Source organism: Pelomonas sp. Root1237 (assembly GCF_001425055.1).
Taxonomy (GTDB): Bacteria; Pseudomonadota; Gammaproteobacteria; order Burkholderiales; family Burkholderiaceae_C; genus Pelomonas.
This window is the reverse complement of record NZ_LMDK01000020.1, coordinates 251,972-268,911: the sequence shown is the minus strand read 5'-3', so window position 1 is coordinate 268,911 and position 16,940 is coordinate 251,972. Positions and strand designations below refer to the sequence as shown.

Here is a 16,940-nt window from a genome sequence, read left to right as displayed (position 1 = left end):
CGCCGCTTCGCGGCTTCACATCGCAAGCGATGTGAGCTTGCGCTGCAACGGCCTTCGCCGTTGTGTCCTGCTCCGTTGGCGTGCCCCCGATCTCCATGAATCACATCCGCAACTTCTCCATCATTGCCCACATCGACCACGGCAAGAGCACGTTGGCCGACCGCATCATTCAGCGCTGCGGCGGCTTGAGCGATCGCGAGATGGAAGCGCAGGTGCTGGACTCGATGGATCTCGAGCGTGAGCGCGGCATCACGATCAAGGCGCAAACCGCGGCACTCCAGTACAAGGCCAAGGACGGCCAGATCTACAACCTCAATCTGATCGACACGCCGGGGCATGTGGACTTCTCCTATGAAGTCAGCCGTTCGCTGTCGGCCTGCGAAGGCGCACTGCTCGTCGTCGATGCCTCGCAAGGTGTCGAGGCGCAGACGGTGGCCAACTGCTACACGGCGCTGGACCTGGGCGTCCAGGTCGTGCCGGTGCTGAACAAGATGGACCTGGCATCCGCCGACCCAGAGAACGCCAAGGCGGAGATCGAGGACGTCATCGGCATCGACGCCGACGACGCCATCCCCTGCTCGGCCAAGACCGGCATGGGCATCGACGAGATCATCGAGGCCGTCATTGCCCGCATGCCGGCGCCGCGCGGCAACCCGGACGGCCCGCCGCGCGCGATGATCATCGACGCCTGGTTCGACAACTACGTTGGCGTCGTCATGCTGGTGCGCGTGGTGGATGGTGAGCTCAAGAAGGGCGAGCGCATCCGCATGATGAACACCAACACGGTGTACCCGATCGAGCACATGGGGGTGTTCACGCCCAAGAGCGAGAACCGCGATGGCTTGAAGGCCGGCGAGGTGGGCTTCATCATCTGCGGCATCAAGGAGCTGGCGGCGGCCAAGGTCGGCGACACCGTCACGCTGGAAAAGAAGCTGCCCAACAATGCCGGCCCGGCCACCGAGGCTTTGCCCGGCTTCAAGGAAATCCAGCCTCAGGTCTTCGCGGGCCTGTATCCGACCGAGGCCAGTGAGTACGACCAGCTGCGCGATGCGCTGGAAAAACTCAGCCTCAACGACTCGTCGCTGCGCTACGAGCCCGAGGTCAGCCAGGCGCTGGGCTTTGGCTTTCGCTGCGGCTTCCTGGGCCTGCTGCACATGGAGATCGTGCAGGAGCGGCTGGAGCGCGAGTTCGACCAGGATCTCGTCACCACCGCGCCCAGCGTCATCTACGAAGTCGAGATGAACGACGGCGAGGTCATCCAGGTCGAGAACCCGTCCAAGATGCCCGAGATCGGCCGCATGAAGGAGATCCGTGAGCCCATCGTCACGGTGCACCTCTACATGCCGCAGGATTACGTCGGCGTCGTCATGACGCTGGCCAATCAGAAGCGCGGCGTGCAGCTCAACATGGCCTATCACGGCAAGCAGGTCATGCTGACCTACGAGATCCCGCTGGCCGAGATCGTGCTGGACTTCTTCGACAAGCTCAAGAGCGCCTCGCGCGGCTACGCGTCCATGGACTACGAGTTCAAGGAATACCGCGCGGCCGACGTCGTCAAGGTCGACATCATGATCAACGGCGAGAAGGTCGACCCGCTGTCCATGATCGTGCATCGCAGCCAGAGCCAGTACCGCGGCCGCGGCGTGGCCGCCAAGATGCGCGAGCAGATCCCGCGCCAGATGTACGACGTGGCCATCCAGGCCGCCATCGGCGCCAACATCATCGCCCGCGAGAACATCAAGGCGCTGCGCAAGAACGTGCTGGCAAAATGCTACGGTGGTGACATCACCCGCAAGCGCAAGCTGCTGGAAAAGCAAAAGGCCGGCAAGAAGCGCATGAAGCAGATCGGCTCCGTGGAAGTGCCGCAAGAAGCCTTCCTCGCCATCCTGCAAGTCGACGATTAACTCCCCATGCCCCTTCAATCGATGAGCGTTCTCACCGGCGTTTTGTATGCGGCCCTGGTGGCCTACTTGGGCGGCTGGTACGCCGGCCGATGGAACGGCAATTTCGCGCTGCTGCTCTTTGTCCTGACGGCGGTGACGCTGTTCTACTGGCTGGCCGAGCGCTTTCATTTCGCGCCGGCGCGCCGCGCTGCAGCCGACGCGCTGGTGTCCAACGACGCCAAGCGCCGCGAGAACCTGGCTGCTCAGGGCATCGCCCGGGTGGATGGCGACGTGGAGCCCGCCCGCCAGCAAATCCTGCAGCAGCCCTGGTGGCTGGACTGGACCGCCGGCCTGTTCCCGGTCATCCTCGTCGTCTTCCTGCTGCGCAGCTTCTTGTTCGAGCCGTTCAAGATCCCATCGGGCTCGATGGTGCCGACGCTGCTGGTCGGTGACCTCATCCTGGTCAACAAGTTCCACTACGGCATCCGCCTGCCGGTGATCAACAAGAAGATCATCCCGAACAACGACGTCAAGCGTGGCGATGTGATGGTCTTCCGCTACCCTGAAGACCCGAGCACCGACTTCATCAAGCGTGTGGCCGGCATCCCGGGCGACGAGATCAGCTACGTCAACCAGAAGCTCTATATCAACGGCCAGGCCGCGCCGGTGCAGCCCCAGGGCAATTTCTATGACGACAGTGGCTCGCCGCGCGTCTACCGACCCCGCTTCCTGGAGAAGCTCGGCGACAAGGAGCACGAGATCCTCGTGCAGCCGCAGGCCCAGACCTTCTTCCGTGCCGACCGTGCCGACGGCCCCTTCCCTTTCCAGGAGAATTGCCGCTACACCATCGAGGGCGTAACCTGCAAGGTGCCCGCCGGACACTACTTCATGCTGGGCGACAACCGCGACAACTCGCGCGATTCGCGCTTCTGGGGATTCGTGCCGGATGAAAACATCGTCGGCAAGGCCTTCTTGGTGTGGATGAATTTCGGTAACCTCAAGCGCATCGGTACCTTCTTCAATTGACACCCAGATGAGCAGCAGCCTCCTTTCGTCGCCGACCTCCTCTCGCCGCCAGCGTGGCGTCACGCTGTTCGGCCTGCTGTTCTGGGGCATCGTTCTCGCCGCCACGGCCGTCGTCGGCATGAAGGTCTTCCCGACGGTGCTGGAGTACTACACCGTGCAGCGCGTGGTCGACCGTATCTCGGCCGGCAACCCCTCCACCGTGCCTCAGGTGCGCCAGGAGTTCGACAAAGCCATCGCCGTCGAATACTCGATCCAGAGCCTCAAGAGCAGCGACCTCGTCGTGACCAAGGACGGCAATGACCGTGTCGTCATCGAGTTCGCCTGGGACAAGGAGATTGACCTCTTCGGGCCGGTCTACCTGCTGATCAAGTACCACGGCAAGTCGCGTTGACCTTGCTTCCGCTTCGATGAGCGCCGTGCTTGAGGCCCTGCAACAGCGCCTGGGCCATCGTTTCCAGCGACCCGAATTACTGGCACGCGCCCTGACCCATCGCAGCTACGGCGCCGATCACAACGAGCGCCTGGAGTTTCTCGGCGACGCCGTGCTCAGCCTGGCCGTATCCAGCCTGCTGTACGAGCGCTATGCCGGCTCCGACGAAGGCGACCTGACCCGCGTGCGCGCCCATCTCGTGCGCGAGGAAAGCCTGCACAAGTTGGCGCTGGCCATGGGCTTGCCGGCGGTGCTGAAGATGTCCGACGGCGAAGCCCGTGGCGGCGGCGCGCAGCGCCCGTCCATCCTGGCCGACGCTGTCGAGGCCGTGCTGGGCGCGGCCTACATCGACGCTGGCTACGACGCTGCTTTGGCCATCGTGCGCCGCCTGCTCGGCGAGACCATCACGACCGCCACCAGCGCCGGCGACTTCGCCAAGGACGCCAAGACCGCGTTGCAGGAATGGCTGCAGGCCCGCCGCATCGCCGTACCCAGCTACCGTATCGTCGCGACGCGCGGCCAGGCCCATGCCCAGACCTTTGAGGTCGAATGTGCGGTGCCGGCCCTGGACGTGGCCGAACTCGGCGAAGGCCGCTCCCGCCGCACCGCCGAGCAGGAGGCTGCCAGCCGCCTGCTGGATAGACTCACCGCCGAACGAGGCAAATCATGACCACCGACGCTGTACCCACTGCCGCTGCCACCGCTGACGGTCCTCCCCAGCGTTGTGGCCTCATCGCCATCGTCGGTCGCCCCAATGTCGGCAAATCCACGTTGCTGAACGCCCTGGTCGGGCAGAAGGTCAGCATCACGTCCGACAAGGCCCAGACGACGCGCCACCGCATCACCGGCGTGCGCACTGTCGAGGAGGCGCAGTTCGTCTTCGTTGACACGCCCGGCTTTCAGACCAAGCACAACGCCGCGCTCAACCGCACGCTCAACCGCACCGTACACGGCGTGCTGGCCGACGTTGACCTCGTGCTCTTCGTCGTCGAGGCCGGCCGCTTTGGCCTGGACGACGCCAAGGTACTGGGCCTGCTGCCTGAAGACAAGCCGGTCGTGCTGATCGCCAACAAACTGGATGCCGTGCACCGCCGCGCGGAGCTGGCCCCCTGGCTCAAGGGCATGCAGGAGCGCCGCAACTTCAGCGAGTTCGTGCCGCTGTCGGCCAAGAAGGAATCCGACGTCACCCGCCTCTTCAAGATCCTCAAGCCTTATCTGCCCGAGCAGGGCTGGTTCTACGAAGAGGATGCGTTGACCGACCGCAGCGAGAAGTTCCTCGCCAGCGAAATCATCCGCGAGAAGCTGTTTCGCCTGACCGGCGACGAACTGCCCTACACCTCCACCGTCATCATCGACAAGTGGGAAGAGGAGGGCGAGCTGCGGCGTATCAGCGCCAGCATCGTCGTCGAGCGCGACGCCCACAAGGGCATGATCATCGGCCAGGGCGGCGAGCGCCTGAAGCGCATCGGCTCGGAGTCGCGCCAGGAACTGGAGCATCTGATGGATGGCCGGGTCTTCCTCGAGCTGTGGGTCAAGGTGCGCTCGGGCTGGGCGGATACCGAAGAGCATTTGCGCAGCTACGGCTACGAGTGATCGTCAAAGACAACACGGCCACAGAGGCACGGAGACACAGAGGAAAACCTTGAATTTCCCTGTACCTCTGTGCCTCTGTGACCTTGTTCATCGGCCGAGCCGATGCGGCTGACGCGCCCGCCTGCGGTCCAGCAGGCCTACGTGCTGCACCAGCACGACTGGAGCGAGTCCAGCCTCATCCTCGACCTGTTCACGCGCGAGTCCGGCCGGCTCGCCGTCGCGGCCAAGGGCGCCAAACGGCCCTACTCGCAGCTGCGCGCCGTACTGCTGCCGTTGCAGCGCATCTCTGTCAGTCTCTCCAAGCCCGCCAAGGCGGAGGGTGGTGAGGTGCAGACCCTGCGCAGCGCGGAGTGGGGCGGCGGTGCGACCCTGCCGGCGGGTGCGGCGCTGTTCTCGGGCTACTACCTGAATGAGCTGCTGATGAAGCTGCTGGCCCGCCACGACCCGCATCCCCGGCTCTTCGACGCGTACGCCGACACGCTGGCCCATCTGGCCGAGGGCGACGCGGCGCTGCGTGCCTTCGAGATCAGGCTGCTGGCCGAGCTGGGCCTGCTGCCCGACCTCAGCGTCGTCACGACCACGCAGACTGCCATCGACCCCGTGCGCCGCTACCAGCTCTCGCCCGAGTCCGGCCTCATCCCGCCCACCAGCGACGCCAGCTTGCCCGGCACGCTGCTCATCCAGCTCCAGGCCGCGCTGCTGCACGGCAGCCCCGCCGCGCTGCGTCAGGCCTGCGCGGTGGAGCTGCAAGGCCTGAAGACCACGCTGCGCGGCTTGCTCCACTACCACCTTGGCCACCAGCAGCTGCGTACCCGCTCGCTGATGGTCGACGTGCAGCAATTGCTGGACGGGGCTAGGGTCAGCCGCAGCTAGGGTTGCGCCGCGGCTAGGGCCAGACGCAGCTTTCGGCGCGGCCAGGTACTGCCAAGAATGCGCGGCATGAGCTGGTGCTGCATGACTGCCCGGCGCCTTGCAATCCGACCGAGAGCCCACCATGCCGCCCAACACCGTCGACAGCGCCGTCAAGGACATCCGCCACCACATGGAGACGGGCTGGTTCAACCCCGTCACCAACGGCGACATCAAGAGCGTCAAGTCCATCCTGTCCAACCTCGACGCGGCGGACAGCCGGGCGGTCATGGCGAAGCTCGGCGCGGACGAGTTGCGCCAGATCGCCGACGAGATGAACGACGACTCGTGGTTCGGCAATGGCGGGCTGAGCCAGGGCGAGCGACGCGACTTCTTCAACGAGATGGCCCGCGACCTCAGCGGCGCTGATCTGGCCAAGCTGTCACAGGCATTCGACCGCACCACCGGCCGCCAGACCTCGCGCGACCGCCTGCTGTCCGACGACAACATCACCGACCTGGCCGCCGCCGTCGGTCAGCACGGCAGCAACCAGACCAAGCTCGACTTCGTCAAACAGCTGGCCGGCGCCTCGACAGACCAAACCGCCATCGACACGATGAACGAGTCGCGCCTGCACGATCCGCAGGCTCGCGCGATCGCCGAGGTGATCGGCAGCATGGATTCCGCCACCGCCCAGCAGGCCCTGCAGGGCCTGCTGCCCGAGCAGCGCCAGGCGGTGCTGAAGGCGGCCACCAACGAGACCCTCCTCGTCGCGGGTGGCATGGGTGGCGGCGTCGGCGCGGTGCGCACCGACACCAAGTCGCTGGAGCAGTTGCTCAAGGTCGCCAGCGGCATCGGTGATGCCGACACCAAGGCCCGCGTCTTCGCCGACGCCGCTTCGGTGATGACCGATCTGGCGGGCCGCGGCCGGCCCGACGCCGCCGAGAACGTGCGGCGCAGCATGGGCCAGCTGATCCTGAGCGACACCAATGGCGTCATGCGCGAACTGGCCGCCAACCGCGAAACGGCCAACGGCTCGGCGCTGGCGGCCTATGCCAAGGCTTCGCTGAACGCCAAGGACTTCAATACCCTGGGCGAGATCCAGGCGCAGATCTCGCTGGGCAACGGCAAGAACGAGAACCCGGCCGCGCGCTTCGAGGCCCAGACTGCTGCTCCCGGTGGCGGCCAGCGCTTCGTCAACGCGGAGACGGCCGGCTACTACGCCGGCGCCGTGAGCGCAGCGGTCAAGGACATCACCCAGGACGCGAAGGAGCAGGGCGACCTGATCAATGCGACGCTGAAGAGCGTGCTGACGGTTGTCGACAAGACCGCGGGCCGTGCCAATCCGGCCGTGGGCATCGCCGCCTCGGTGCTGAAGGAATGGACCCAGTTCGGCGTCAAGGCCGCCATGGACGCCAAGATCAGCGACCAGGTCAGTGCCGACGACAAGCTATTCTGGGCGCTGGTGCCCAGCGTCGCCACGCGCACCCTGCCCAACGGCCGTCCCGATCTGGAGCAGGCCGCCAGCAGCGGCGCCGGTGCGGCCTTCAACGGCACCTGGATCGTCACCCGCGAACATGCCAAGCCATGAGCCCCAACTTCCCACCGACCCGGCCCGCCGCGCCTGCCTGCTCGCCGGCCTGGGCTTGCTGATGATGAGCACCGCCGCCACCGCAACGCCGGTCGTGGCGCTGCCCACTCCGCCGGCCGGCGCCGTGGCGGTGGACTGGGATCATTTCGGTGAGCCTTCGCTGTCCGCCGCTCGCCGTGCCAACGTGGTTGTCAGCAAGGCGATGCAGGCGCGGGTCGTGGACACCCAGCTCTACCGGCTGCCCGGCGATACCGCCTGGGAGGTCGTGCTGGGCCATTACCAGCAGGCTGCCACGCCGGCCTGGAAGCTCGCCGCCAGTGCCGGCCGCGTGGAGACCGGCAACCCGGCCTGGCAGCAGCGCTTCACGGCCGCCGGGGACGCGAAGCGCGGTTTCTCGGTCGTCTGGCTGCCGGCCGGTGGTGACGTGCGCGACGGACTGCTGATGGTGCTCAGCACCTCCCCCTGACGCGCCAGGGGTTGTGACGCTCCACTACGATGGGGGCATGAACCCGCTTGCCCACGCCGGCGCCCGCTGCGCGCTGTCCGTTAACGTCAACAAGGTCGCGCTGCTGCGCAACACCCGCCACCTGGGCATTCCCAGTGTGCTGCGTGCTTCGGAGCAATGCCTGCTGGCAGGCGCCCAGGGCATCACTGTCCACCCCCGCCCCGATGCGCGGCACATCCGTGCCGGCGACGTCGACGACCTCGCTGCCTTCCTGAAGGACTGGCCCCAGGCCGAGTTCAACATCGAGGGCAACCCGACGCAGAACCTGATGGACTTCGTGCGCAAGCACCGGCCCCATCAGGTCACCTTCGTGCCGGACTCGGAAGAGCAGTTCACGTCCGACCATGGCTGGATGCTGCCGCAGGACGCCGGGCGACTGAAGCCGTTGATCCATGAAGCGCAAAGCCTGGGTGTGCGCGTCAGCCTCTTCATGGACCCGAATCCGGCCGCGATGGCGGCCGTGGCCGAGCTGGGCGCGGATCGCATCGAGCTCTATACCGAGACCTTTGCCAGCGCCTTCGGTACCGAACGCCAGGACGCCGTGCTGGCCGGTTTCACGGCCACGGCCGAGGCGGCGCTCAAGGTCGGGCTGGGCATCAATGCCGGCCACGACCTGAATCGCGACAACCTCAGCCTGTTCCTGCGCCATGTCCCGGGTGTACAGGAGGTGTCCATCGGCCATGCCCTGATCGCCGATGCATTGGAGCTGGGCTACGCCGATACGGTGCGCGGCTATCAACAGGTCATTGCCACGGCCTACCAGTGATTTACGGCATCGGCACCGACGTCTGCGACATCCGGCGCATCCGCGCCACGCTCGCCAGGCGCGGCGAGCGCTTCGCCGAGAAGGTGCTGGGGCCGCACGAACTGACCGTCTTCAGGGAGCGCCGCGCCAAGGTCGACGCGCGCGGCGAGGCCTATCTGGCAACGCGCTTCGCCGCCAAGGAGGCCTTCTCCAAGGCCATTGGCATGGGAATGCGAATGCCCATGACCTGGCGGGCCATGGAAGTTGTCAAGGCGCGCAGTGGCAAGCCCGAGATCGCATTGCATGGAGCGCTGGCCGATTGGTTCGCCGCCCGGGGCTTGAGCGCCCATGTGACGGTCAGCGACGAGCAGGACTATGCCGTCGCCTTTGTCGTCGTGGAGAAGTCGGCGCCTTAGGGTCGAGTCCTGGCGCCCCCGCTCAGGGCGCCTTCTTGACCGCTGGCTTGGCGGCAGCGGGCTTGGCGAGGGACTCGCCCTTGGACTGCACGACCATGTCCATGTCCATGAACATCCGGCCGTTGTCGGGCCCGTTCATCGTCATCTTCATGTCCATGGCGAGCTGGCTGGCCAGCGGCAGGCGGTCGGCCAGGCGCAGCGAGCTCGTGCCTTTGCCACCACCCGTGATCTGCATGTGCAGCATCGGCGGTGCAGCGTCCGCGGCCGCGCCGCTGGCCGCGGATGCAGCAGCCGCGGGCCTGGGCAGCGGGGTGTCGATGTTCATGTTGAGATCCATGCTCAGGTCGAAATGCGCCACACCCTTGTCCACGCGGGCCAGCGTGTAGCGCACCAGGCCTTGCATGCCGCCGGCGCCGCCTGGCAGCGGCATGGGCAGGGCCATGTTCAGCGGCACCTCAACGCTGTCGCCGACCTTCAGCGGGCGCTGGCTCAGGGCCTTGAGCAGTTGCAGGGACTCGCTGATCGCGGCCTTGCCCTGGTTGCTCATGGCCTCGCTCAGCTCGGGTGAACCGCCCTCGACCTTCTGCACCTCGAAGCCGAAGTCCTTGGGGTTGAAGCGCGCTGCAATGCGCATGTCGGTCTTGCCTAGACTGGGCAGCGGTGCGGGCTTGCCACCGATTTCCACGCTGCCGCCCTTGGCGCCGACCGACAAGCTCAGCGGCAGCCAGCCCTCGCCGTCCGCAGCGCCGACCTGCATGGTCTGCTCCATGTGCATGCTCATCTTCATCGGCCCCATCAGCGCCATGCCCTCGGCGGCTTGAGCCGCCTTGGCGCGCTGCTCGTCCGTCGCGTCGGGGCCGGCCTCGACGCGCATCTTCATGACGGCCTGCAGGTCGATCTGCTGTCGTTGATGCTGGCCGGCACGCGGCGTGGTGTCGAAGCTGACGGCGGCGGGCGCGCTCGGTGCCGCCTGGGCGGCGAGGTTGAGGCCGAGCAGGGCGCCAAGCAAAGGCAGGCGCAGCGGGGAGGCGATGGTCACGAAAGCAACTCCATGAAAAGCGGTGCCGAATTGGCAACCGAGCGGTATCGTAGAAAGGGCGAAGGGACGACCGGCATCAGCTGGCCTGGGTAATTTCACCCAAGCGAACTTATGCGGTCCTGATCAGCGCGATGGCTGGAAGAGCAGCCGCTCCGCCAGGTCCCGGCGGGCCGGGGGCTGGCCCTGCAGGCGGTCCAGCATGGCGATGGCGGGGTCGCAGCTGGCAGCGACGCTGGGTTTGGCCGCCTCGGGCGCGTCGACCCACAGGCGCGACAGCATGCCCATGGCCGTCGGCCCCACGGTGCGCTCAAGGACCTCGATCTCAAGGGCGCTGACCGGCTTGGGCTGCCGGTGTGGCAGCGTGCCATTGGCCACGTCCTGCAGCCATTGGGCTTCGCGCACCTGCAAGGCCTGCGGGAGCTGCGGGCGCACGCCCATGCGCCCGTCGAGCAGGTCGCGGCAGGCCCCGGCACTGACGCCAGCGGGTGGTGTGCGCAGGGCCTTCAGCTGGTCGGACACCAGTTGCACATAGCGGTGGCGCAACACGGCGTCGGTGCCGCCGAGCAGATCCGGCATCTGGCGGGCCAGGGGCGACAGCACGGTGGCTTGCACCTCCTCCTCGCTGGCGCCGGCCTGGTGGGCGGCCAGCATGCGCTTGGCGATGTCGTCCACGGTGCCTGGGGTGCGCTTGTCCAGCGCCTCCCACACGGGGTGCATGTGCAATGCATCGTCGAAATCGGCCAGCGTGGCATTGGCGGCCGGCAGTGGCACCGCCAGTGTGGGTGGCGCTGGCGCGATCAAGGCGTAGGAGACCAGCTCGTCGCGCGGCACGAACCACATGCTGCGCGACGGCGTACGCAGCGTCTTGTCGATCATGGGCTGCGGCAGGCCCAGCTCGGTGTAGGTCTTGGCCAATTGCTGGTTGGCCAGTTCCTCGAAGACCGGGTTGTAGGTGCCGGTGGATGCGCGATGAAAGCCCAGCTCGCCCGTGGCCGTCATATGGCGGGGCTGCCCGGCCAGGAAGACAAGGGTGCAGGCGCTGGCGCAGGTGCCCACCGCGCGGCTGGCCTGGCCGCGCGCCTTCAAGGCCGCGGCCATGCGCTCAGCCTCGCGCACGCGGCCGCCAGGTGACGCCAGTTCCACGCGCTTGAGGTCCCGTGCTGCCTCGCTGTTCAGCAGTTGGCGCAGTCGCTCGCCGTCGCCCATGCCGATGACACCATCCAGCCGCAGGCTGCGGCCATCGGCGGAGAAGCTGAACTTGGCCTGCCCCAGCGGGTCGACGCCGCGGGCCATGGACCAGTACTCGCCCACGCTGGGCAGGAAGCCGAACACCACCGAGGCCAACAACTGCAGGGTGCTGAGCGCCAGCGTGATGCGCGCCAGCCACCCCCAGAGTGCCGAGCCGCTTTCGCGCAGATAGTTGGCCGCGGCACGCCAGGCGCCGACGATGCACCACAGGTTCAGCGCCAGCAGCAGCGGCATGGTCACCAGCAGCGAGATGGCGCTGACCTGTAGCGAGTCGCCCTTGACGCTGATCCAGGTCATCAGGCCCGTCAGCAGGAAAGCCAGTGGCGTGGCGACGAGGAAGTTGTTGACCCAGTAGCTGCGCACCAGGCTCATCTCGCCATGCCAGTGGCGGGCGAAGTAGCCGCGCTTGGATTCGCGGATCACGCGGGTGCGCGGCGACCGGGCGCCCGCCGGACGCGGGCGGTTCGAGGACTGCTGCCAGGCCGCAGCTTCGGGCGCCGGCTCAGGCGCGGCGCGTGGTGCATGGTGATCGACCAGCGTGGGATCGACGTAGGGGCGGCGATTTTGAGCGTCTGTCATGTGCCGCGCAGCTTACTGAGCCAGGCGCTGAAACCAAGGTGGCTATTCACCGCCGCACTTCAGCTGCGGTAATTGTTCAGCATCGGATAGCGCCTTGCCACGAGCGCAAACAGGGTCGCGGCCACGAGCGCGAAGCCGGCGAAGAAGAACATCAGGCAGGCGGTCTCGCTGTAGCCGGTCGACTTGATCGCCTGCAGCGCCGCCGGGCTCTTGATGCTGACGTTGGACAGCAGCACCCACAGGTTGCCGATGGTCACCGACAGGCTCCAGAAGCTCATGATCGTGCCCTTCATGGACAGCGGTGCCTGGCTGTAGGCGAACTCCAGCCCGGTGGCCGAGACCAGCACCTCGCCCAGCGTCAGCAGCGCATAGGGCAGCATCTGCCAGACGATGCTGACCGTCGTGCCTTCGTCCAGCCACAGCTGCAACACGCCGGCGACGATCCAGGCCGCACCCGCCAGCGCGATGCCTGCGCCCATGCGGCGCAGTGCCGTCACCTGCAGGCCCATGCGTTGCAGCGTGGGATAGAGCACCAGGTTGTTGAAGGGGATCAGGATCATCACCAGCGCCGGGTTCAGCGCCTGCATCATGGACGACTGGAACCAGGCGGGCTTGGCCATCTGATCGGCCTGCAGCACCCAGGTCGAGGCCTTCTGGTCGAACAGCGACCAGAACGGCGTGACCAGCGCGAACAGCACCAGCACGCGCAGCACGCTACGCACACCGTCGACAGCCTCGTCCGGATGCACGCCGCGCGCGCGCTCCAGCTGCATCGCCGCGCCCACGCCGCCAAAGCCCATCACCAGCACGAGGGCCAGGCAGACCGCCGGCACGAGGCCCAGGCCATCGATGCGGCTCAGCGAGTAGGCCGCACCAACGAGACCAAGCGATGCCACGGCGGCGCCAGCGCCGCCGGCCTTCAAGGCCGTCCAAACCACCTTCAAAAAGCTGTGCGGGTTGGCGCCGCGCGCCGGCTGGTGCACATACTTCTTGCGGCCGCTCCACAGGATGACGGTGGCGGCCAGCATCAGCAGACCCGGCAGCGCGAAGGCGACGCTGGCGCCATAGTTCTTCAGGATGAGGGGCATCAGCAGCGACGCGAAGAAGCTGCCGAAGTTGATGATCCAGTAGAAGGCGTCATAGACCTTCTGCGCCAGCGTCCGGTTGCTCTTGTCAAACTGGTCGCCAACGAATGAACTCACCAAGGGCTTGATGCCACCCGAGCCGAGCGAGATCAGGAACAGGCCGAAGTAGAAGCCCCGGATGTTGTCGTCGAACAGGGCCAGGCAGGCATGCCCCGCGCAGTACAGGATGCTGAACCAGAAGATGGTCGGGTACTTGCCGAAGAAGCGGTCGGCCAGCCAACCGCCCAGCAGCGGGAAGAAATAGACACCGATGACGAAGGTGTGGAACACCTCCTTGGCCTCGGCCTTGCGCAGGTCCTCGGGAATGGCCAGCAGCAGGCTGGTCATCATGAAGACCGTCAGGATGTTGCGCATGCCGTAGAAGCTGAAGCGCTCGCATCCTTCGTTGCCGATGATGTAGGGGATCTGCGGCGGCATCTTGGCCGCGGGGCTTGCCGCGGTGGCGGCGTCTGCGGTGACAGTGGTCGTCATGGGGGCCTCGGAGTTGGGGCTCTGAAAAAGAGAAACGCCGCCCGGCTTGTGGCCGAGCGGCGTTGGAGGGTGGGATCAGCCGACCCGAATCATGCCTCGAAAGGCAGCTTCACCTGGCTGAGATCCTTGCGGGTTTCCACGAGCACCAGCGGGCCCTCGTCGACAACGGCGACCGCTGCCGGCTCGCGGCCCAGCGGGGCCGGTGCGGGCTCGGCCGCGATGGCGGCCTGCACAGCGGCGATCTTGTCGGCGTCGGAGTTGACCCATTGCAGGCCGGCACCTTCGGCGATGGATTGAAGCTCGCCCATCGGCAGCTTGAAGGCTTGGACAACCGGCGCCGGGGCAGCGACCGGAGCCGGTGCGGCTGCCACGGCTACGGGCGCCTGGACCGGCGCAGCAGCATTGGCCATCGCGTCTTCGATCAGCGAACTCTGCATCGGCGCGGCGGCCGAAGCGGCCTCCTCGCCAGCAGTGGCTTCCTGGCCTTCGACGGCACCTTCCTCACGGCGGCCTCGGTTGCGATTGCGACCGCCGCGACGGCGGCTTTCGCGGCCATGGCCCTCGGCGTCATCACCTTCGACGGGCGGCGTGGTTTCGGCGCCCGCGTCAGCAACAACTTCAGCCGGTGCTTCGACGCCGGCTTCTGCCGTGCCTTCGGTGCCCGTCTGATCGTCGCGCTCGCGGCCACCACGGCGGCGGCGGCGGCCACGGCCCTGGCGCTCTTCACCGGCCGGCGTGTCGCCAGTCGGAGGCAGGGCGGCTTCGGCCTGGCTGTCGACAAAGGCCGGCGGCGCGTCGTGGACGGCGGCCAAGTCTTCGCTCAACGGCGCGGCAACCGGCAAGGCGGCCACGGTCTCGACCGGCGGGCGCTCCTGGCGCTCGCCACGAGGGCGGCGCTCACCACGCTCCGGGCGGTCACCACCGCGTTCGGTGCGCTCACCACGTTCAGCACGCTCACCACGTTCGGTGCGCTCGCCGCGCTCCGGGCGTTGCTGCTGTTCAGGCTTGTCAGCGCCTTCGGCGCGCGGCTTGCGGTCACCGCGTTCGGCACGCTCACCGCGGGCTTCCTGCGGCTTGCCATCGCGGCGGCCACCTTGGCCACGCGGCTCGTTGCGCTCACCGCGTTCGCTACGCTCGCCGCGCTCACCACGGCGGCCACCGTCGCGGCGGCCGTCACGGCCACCTTCGCGCTTGGGCTTGTCCGTTGCGGCGGGCGCCGCTGCGGGCGCCTGGACAGCAGGTGCCGGGGCCGGCGCGGCATCGCCACCGCCGAAGAAGCTGAACAGGCGGCTGAAGAAGCCCTTGGCCTGCGGTGCTGGCGGCGGGGGCGCAACGACGGGCGCCGGTGCGGGCGCGGCCGCGACGGGCTCGGGCTTCGGTGCGGCGACCGGCGCGGGCTGCTCGGGCAGGATGCCCTTGATGACCGGCTCCTGCTTGTTCTTCTTCTCGACGTCGCCGCGACGCGTGATGCCGACCTCGTCGGTCGGCTCCTCGATCATCGTGTAGCTGGCCTGCAGGTTCTCCAGGCGCGGGTCGTCGTGGCGCAGGCGCTCGAGCTTGTAGTTCGGCGTCTCGAGGTGCTTGTTGGGCACCAGCAGCACGGTGACGCGCTGCTTGAGTTCGATCTTGGTGATCTCGGTGCGCTTCTCGTTCAGCAGGAAGGAGGTCACTTCCACCGGCACCTGCACGTGCACGGCGGCGGTGTTGTCCTTCATGGCCTCTTCCTGGACCATGCGCAGGATCTGCAGTGCCGAGGACTCGGTGTCGCGGATGTGGCCCGTGCCGTTGCAGCGCGGGCAGGTGATGTGGTTGCCTTCGCTGAGTGCCGGGCGCAGGCGCTGGCGGCTCATTTCGAGCAGGCCGAACTTGCTGATGGAGGCGAACTGCACGCGGGCGCGGTCCTGGCGCAGCGCGTCGCGTAGGCGCTGTTCCACGTCACGGCGGTTCTTGCTCTCCTCCATGTCGATGAAGTCGACGACGATCAGGCCGCCCAGGTCGCGCAGGCGCATCTGGCGGGCGATTTCGTCGGCCGCTTCGAGGTTGGTGCGGGTGGCCGTCTCTTCGATGTCGGTGCCGCGGGTCGAGCGGGCCGAGTTGACGTCGACCGACACGAGGGCTTCGGTGTGGTCGATGACGATGGCGCCGCCGGACGGCAGGTTCACCGTGCGGCTGAAGGCCGTCTCGATCTGGTGCTCGATCTGGAAGCGGCTGAACAGCGGTGCGTCGTCGCGGTAGCGCTTCACGCGATGGCCCTGGTCGGGCATCACGTGGTTCATGAACTGGCTGGCCTGCTCGTACAGGTCGTCCGTGTCGATCAGGATCTCGCCGATGTCCGACGTGAAGTAGTCGCGGATCGCGCGGATGACCAGGCTGGATTCCTGGTAGATCAGGTAGGCGCCCTTGCCGCCCTTGGCCGCGTCATCGATCGCGGTCCAGAGCTTGAGCATGTAGTTCAAGTCCCACTGCAGCTCGGGCGCCGTGCGGCCGATACCGGCGGTGCGTGCGATCAGGGACATGCCCTTGGGGTACTCGAGCTGGTCGAGGTTTTCCTTCAGCTCCTCGCGGTCCTCGCCCTCGATGCGGCGCGAAACGCCACCGCCGCGCGGGTTGTTGGGCATCAGCACCAGATAGCGGCCGGCCAGGCTGACGAAGGTGGTCAGCGCCGCGCCCTTGTTGCCGCGCTCTTCCTTCTCGACCTGGACCAGCAGCTCCTGGCCTTCCTTGATCGCGTCTTTGATGGTCGCGTTCTTGACGTCGGTGCCCTCGCGGAAGAACTGGCGCGAGATTTCCTTGAACGGCAGGAAGCCGTGGCGGTCCTCGCCGTAGTCGACGAAGCAGGCTTCGAGCGAGGGCTCGACCCGCGTCACGACGGCCTTGTAGATATTGCCCTTGCGCTGCTCGCGGCCTTCGATTTCGGTCTCGAAGTCCAGCAGCTTCTGGCCATCAACGATCGCGAGGCGCCGCTCTTCCGGCTGCGTCGCATTGATCAGCATGCGTTTCATGTCATCACTCCTCTCGCGCCGGGCGGCTTGTCAGCCGCCGCGAAACGCGCACGTTCATCGCGCCGCCAAGCCAAAGCGCTGGCGGCTAAAGATGCACGGGCAATGACTCGAGAACCGAGGAAGGAATCGCCCTGGACCGAAAGCGCGGCCGACCGTGGGGGTCAGCGCGCAGTTGGCGTTGGCGCGTGCGCCGCAGCAGCGGTCATGCGAGCCGAGCCGCCGGCTCCCGCGCGCACCCGCCCGGCAACAAGCCGGGGCAGGGCGGCCACACCGGGATCTAGCCGGGGCCGCAGAGGTGCGTGTGGGGGGAGGGGCATGCTCATCTGCATGGGCTGCTGGACGCTGGTGACAGCTCGCGCGGCCCGAAGGCCAGGTGCTCTGTCGCCATGGAAACCTTGTTATCTGCGGGCGCCGGGTT

14 protein-coding genes are annotated in these 16,940 nt (G+C 67.1%); 10 read left to right on the top strand and 4 right to left on the bottom strand.

What is annotated here, in order from left to right; genetic code table 11:
* Positions 1 to 95 precede the first annotated feature (95 nt).
* The 10 genes from lepA to acpS all read left to right on the top strand — a co-directional run bounded on the left by lepA (position 96) and on the right by acpS (position 9,038).
* Positions 96 to 1,904: a translation elongation factor 4 gene (gene lepA, locus ASC91_RS25940; protein WP_056204249.1), complete on the top strand. Its 1,809-nt coding sequence runs from the start codon at positions 96 to 98 to the stop codon at positions 1,902 to 1,904.
* A 21-nt stretch (positions 1,905 to 1,925) separates the two neighbouring features.
* Entirely contained in the window at positions 1,926 to 2,909 is a 984-nt protein-coding gene (gene lepB, locus ASC91_RS25935; RefSeq protein WP_082533020.1) for a signal peptidase I, read from the top strand.
* A 7-nt stretch (positions 2,910 to 2,916) separates the two neighbouring features.
* Entirely contained in the window at positions 2,917 to 3,300 is a 384-nt protein-coding gene (locus ASC91_RS25930) for a DUF4845 domain-containing protein (protein WP_056204243.1), read from the top strand.
* Between the two features lie 16 nt (positions 3,301 to 3,316).
* Positions 3,317 to 4,009 (top strand): ribonuclease III, encoded by a 693-nt coding sequence (gene rnc, locus ASC91_RS25925; RefSeq protein ID WP_056204240.1) that lies wholly within the window; start codon positions 3,317 to 3,319, stop codon positions 4,007 to 4,009.
* Complete coding sequence (gene era, locus ASC91_RS25920; RefSeq protein ID WP_056204237.1) at positions 4,006 to 4,932, top strand: GTPase Era; 927 nt, start codon at positions 4,006 to 4,008, stop codon at positions 4,930 to 4,932. The genes rnc and era overlap by 4 nt, the downstream gene beginning before the upstream one ends.
* A 102-nt stretch (positions 4,933 to 5,034) precedes the next feature.
* Positions 5,035 to 5,805 (top strand): DNA repair protein RecO, encoded by a 771-nt coding sequence (gene recO, locus ASC91_RS25915; RefSeq protein WP_056204234.1) that lies wholly within the window; start codon positions 5,035 to 5,037, stop codon positions 5,803 to 5,805.
* A 121-nt stretch (positions 5,806 to 5,926) separates the two neighbouring features.
* On the top strand, positions 5,927 to 7,372 hold the full coding sequence (locus tag ASC91_RS25910; protein ID WP_056204231.1) for a hypothetical protein: 1,446 nt from the start codon (positions 5,927 to 5,929) through the stop codon (positions 7,370 to 7,372).
* A complete protein-coding gene (locus ASC91_RS25905) occupies positions 7,359 to 7,838 on the top strand; it encodes a hypothetical protein (RefSeq protein ID WP_056204228.1) in 480 nt (159 codons plus the stop codon). The genes ASC91_RS25910 and ASC91_RS25905 overlap by 14 nt, the downstream gene beginning before the upstream one ends.
* A gap of 37 nt (positions 7,839 to 7,875) precedes the next feature.
* Positions 7,876 to 8,643 carry a pyridoxine 5'-phosphate synthase gene (locus ASC91_RS25900; RefSeq protein ID WP_056204223.1) on the top strand — a complete coding sequence of 256 codons (768 nt, stop codon included), beginning with the start codon at positions 7,876 to 7,878 and terminating at the stop codon, positions 8,641 to 8,643.
* A complete protein-coding gene (acpS, locus tag ASC91_RS25895; protein ID WP_056204219.1) occupies positions 8,640 to 9,038 on the top strand; it encodes a holo-ACP synthase in 399 nt (132 codons plus the stop codon). The genes ASC91_RS25900 and acpS overlap by 4 nt, the downstream gene beginning before the upstream one ends.
* Before the next feature lie 22 nt (positions 9,039 to 9,060).
* Here acpS and ASC91_RS25890 read toward each other — a convergent pair whose 3' ends face one another.
* The 4 genes from ASC91_RS25890 to ASC91_RS25875 form a co-directional block, all read right to left on the bottom strand.
* The gene (locus ASC91_RS25890) at positions 9,061 to 10,077 is read right to left on the bottom strand and encodes a hypothetical protein (protein ID WP_056204208.1); all 1,017 of its coding nucleotides are present in this window, start codon (positions 10,075 to 10,077) and stop codon (positions 9,061 to 9,063) included.
* 123 nt (positions 10,078 to 10,200) lie between these two features.
* A complete protein-coding gene (locus tag ASC91_RS25885; protein WP_056204205.1) occupies positions 10,201 to 11,904 on the bottom strand; it encodes a hypothetical protein in 1,704 nt (567 codons plus the stop codon).
* Between the two features lie 59 nt (positions 11,905 to 11,963).
* The gene (locus ASC91_RS25880; RefSeq protein WP_056204202.1) at positions 11,964 to 13,520 is read right to left on the bottom strand and encodes an oligopeptide:H+ symporter; all 1,557 of its coding nucleotides are present in this window, start codon (positions 13,518 to 13,520) and stop codon (positions 11,964 to 11,966) included.
* 89 nt (positions 13,521 to 13,609) lie between these two features.
* Positions 13,610 to 16,522: an Rne/Rng family ribonuclease gene (locus ASC91_RS25875; RefSeq protein WP_056204198.1), complete on the bottom strand. Its 2,913-nt coding sequence runs from the start codon at positions 16,520 to 16,522 to the stop codon at positions 13,610 to 13,612.
* Between the last annotated feature and the right edge of the window lie 418 nt (positions 16,523 to 16,940).